Raw genomic sequence first — 3168 nt, forward strand, 5'->3', positions numbered from 1 at the left:
CTCTCAGGCTCTCTTGACTATGCTGTATCGCTCGACGGACAGCCTCTGTCGTTGTGGCGCTCCCGTGTAAAACCTGGCCCATAGTGCCTCCCTCCATTCAGAAGAAAAGATCGCACCATCAAAGCCCGGGATCAAACATCTAGACCGGGAATGCTTTTCAGGACTTGATGCCGCCGCCCTAGAACAGGGTCGGTCGAGATCAAGGTCTCGAGCTCACTATCGATGGAGATAATCTGAGCTGCGATCTGTCTGAGACGATGCTGGGCATGGCGCTTGAGGATTTGAATTGAAAGCATTTGCAGACGATTTAGCGTTGCAGTGCGATCTTTTACGAGAGCACGACGAAGAAGGCTGGCTTTACCTGGCCATCGTGATGGACCTGTTCTCGCGCCGCATTATCGGCTGGTCTGTCGGTGACCGACTGCATCGCAATCTTGCTTTGGCTGCGCTGCGTCGGGCTTTTGCCATTCGCCGTCCAGATCCAGGTCTGATCTGCCACTCGGATCGCGGCAGCCAATATTGTTCCATTGATTATCAGAGCGAGCTGAGAAAACACGGCGCGCTGATTTCCATGTCCGGCAAAGGCAATTGTTACGACAACGCCATTGTCGAGACCTTCTTCAAAACCTTAAAATCCGAACTCGTCTGGCGGACTGTCTTCATGACCCGAGCAGACGCCGAAGCTGCCATCGGTCGTTACATCGACAGCTTCTATAATCCTGTCCGGCGGCACTCGTCGCTGGACTTCATCAGCCCTGCTGCCTACCAAAGGCAGGCGGCTTGACCCGAAACAGCTCTCCACTTTTCCAAAGCAAGTCCAATCACCCCCAAACAGCGGCTGGCCATGGCCGCGTAGCTCTACTTCTCGCTCCCACAGAAAATGGGAGGATTACCGCCCCAGAAATCAACCTGCGGACTCTCCACAATTCCGGATGAGAGTTGGGGCTCAGGTCAGCAGATACCACCGTATACAGAGGAGGATGATCTCACGATCAAAATGACAACCAAAAAAACTATTCAAGACCAGCATCCGCATCCAACCATTATCCCCCGGAATTACCACACCGATAGAATTTTGCACCAGAGCCGGTCCAGGCCGCGCTTGCGCCGAACTCCTTCGCGCTCGAATGATTCCGCTTCGCCTTCCCAGCCCCCACATAGATTGAGGGAGAGCCTTATGCTAACAATATTTTCGCCAGCATTTTAGGTTTGCAGTATGAATGTCGTTCCTCCGAATGATCTGATCGGCCACCTTTACGATGCTGCGATAGACCCGTCCTTATGGAAGGGCATGGCTAGTCGAATTGCGCAAGTATTCAATTCCACCAGCACTATCGTTAAATTCCACGGTGCAGATGGGGCAATAGAACTATTAGAAGCGACAGAAAACATGCGTCTCTCGGAACAAAAGCGAGAATGGGAAGATTACTGGCACCGCAACGATCTATGGGTAGACCGTGCCGTCGCATATGGAATGGACCAAATTGTTACCGCTGACATGCTTGTGACGCCGGAGGAACAGCGGAGCAGCGGCTTCTATCGAGAATGTTTAGCCGAGTATGATATTTTCCATGTCGTCGGTGCTGCCTTCACTGCGGGAGAAGGGAGGGTTGGTGTCCTTGGCATTCACCGACCTGAGGATGCTTCGCCGTATGATGCATTTGACCAAAAAAGCACTGCTCTGCTCCTACCTCACTTGGCGCGAGCCGTGCGGCTTGGCCGGCAACTAACAAAGGCCAGCTTTTTACAGGCCGCAGCTCTTGACGCATTTGACCAGTTGGATAGCGGTGTCGTCGTTCTCGATCGAGGGGGGCGTATTGTTTACGTCAATGCGCTAGCAAATCATGTATTGCAAAAAAGCATCGATATCAGATCATTTTATGGTCGCTTTCATTTATGCAAACCAAGTCTTCACGAGCATTTTGCAATGATTCTCCAAGGCGCTCTTGATCTGGCGTCTGGAAAATCATTGCAAGCGTTGCCATCCGCACTGGCTATCACGCGTAGTGGGCGTTTGCCACTGACTTTGTCAGTGGCGCCGCTGCGGTCAGGCTGGTCCCAAGGGACTGATCCAGGGCCATTGGCGCTTGTGTTCATAAAAGACCCTGAGCAGTTGACCTTGCGCCTCGACCGGCTCCGCGATCTCTTTGGTTTGACCCCAACTGAAGCGGCCATTGCGGCGGATCTCGGCCGTGGAAGATCACCCGAGGCTATTGCGCTGGCCTTCAGGATCGGGATTGGAACAGTGCGCTGGCATATCAAAAGCATTCTTGCCAAAACCGGAGCCTCACGCCAGTCGGAAGCAGTAGCATTGCTTACCCATAGCGTCGCAGCGCTATGGGAAGTGCCCCCGTAGTAATTTGCCCCCTATTTGGGAGGGGCGGAAACCTACGCCCGGTTGTACTAAGGTGAGTAAGTTTATTTCTTTACGGCTCATGGCGTTTCAAGATGAGTAACAATGAGTTTCCGATAAACATTTTAGATTGGTTTTTGAGGTGGGATTTTTCTAGATAGTTTCGAAAATTTTCCAATATAATCAAGCGTTTATTCTCGGAATAAACCTAGCATTTAACACAGGTAAACCTTCAGAATTCGCTCTTTATAATAAGTTTGATACCATAATAGTTTTTATATCATTATAAGAAAATTATTTTTCATATTAGAGTTAATGAGGTTCAGTATCGTCTTTTGGCATTAGATATTTATTGACATCACATTGACTAATCGTAACGGATATGTTATCGGAAAATCACTAGAAGATTTTTGTGCGTTTCTTTGTAAGAATCGACTTGTTTTGGAGTTCAATTAGACTTTTCGATAAAGTAAGCAGGCCATCTCATTTAATTTCTGATATTTTTCCTTTTATAAACAAATATGAAGCATTCTTTGCTTGCCCAGTGAAGGGATGCTTGCACGTGTCTAAATCGATTTATTTTATCAAACTATTATAGCTGGCAGCATCTAACGTTGCGGCAAGACTAGTTACATGAGGGAGTTGACTCCAATGTCTGGATCCTCACCGCAAAAAGGCATAGGCGGTCAGTCTCTTTTTGACGCAGGTAATATAGGTGCGCTGACGTCGGCGCCTGTTGTTTTGTCTGATTTTGTTGGTTCGTCTGAGCCGAATGGTTGGTATCAGTTCACGCTGGGATCTTTGTCGGATGTATC

2 protein-coding genes are annotated in these 3168 nt (G+C 49.1%); both read left to right on the top strand.

Annotation, left to right across the window (positions count from 1 at the left end):
• The first annotated feature begins 286 nt into the window (after positions 1–286).
• On the top strand, positions 287–784 hold the full coding sequence (locus tag ACELLULO517_RS28375) for an IS3 family transposase (RefSeq protein ID WP_264481714.1): 498 nt from the start codon (positions 287–289) through the stop codon (positions 782–784).
• Between the two features lie 432 nt (positions 785–1216).
• Positions 1217–2356, top strand: coding sequence for a helix-turn-helix transcriptional regulator (locus ACELLULO517_RS28380; protein ID WP_227310863.1), 1140 nt, complete (start codon positions 1217–1219; stop codon positions 2354–2356).
• Positions 2357–3168: the final 812 nt, after the last annotated feature.

The organism is Acidisoma cellulosilyticum, from assembly GCF_020621385.1.
Classification (GTDB): Bacteria; Pseudomonadota; Alphaproteobacteria; order Acetobacterales; family Acetobacteraceae; genus Acidisoma; species Acidisoma cellulosilyticum.

Excerpts from the sequence above, each read along its gene's own strand:
- ACELLULO517_RS28380 (WP_227310863.1), top strand. The coding sequence starts at position 1,217 with ATGAATGTCGTTCCTCCGAATGATCTGATCGGCCACCTTTACGATGCT.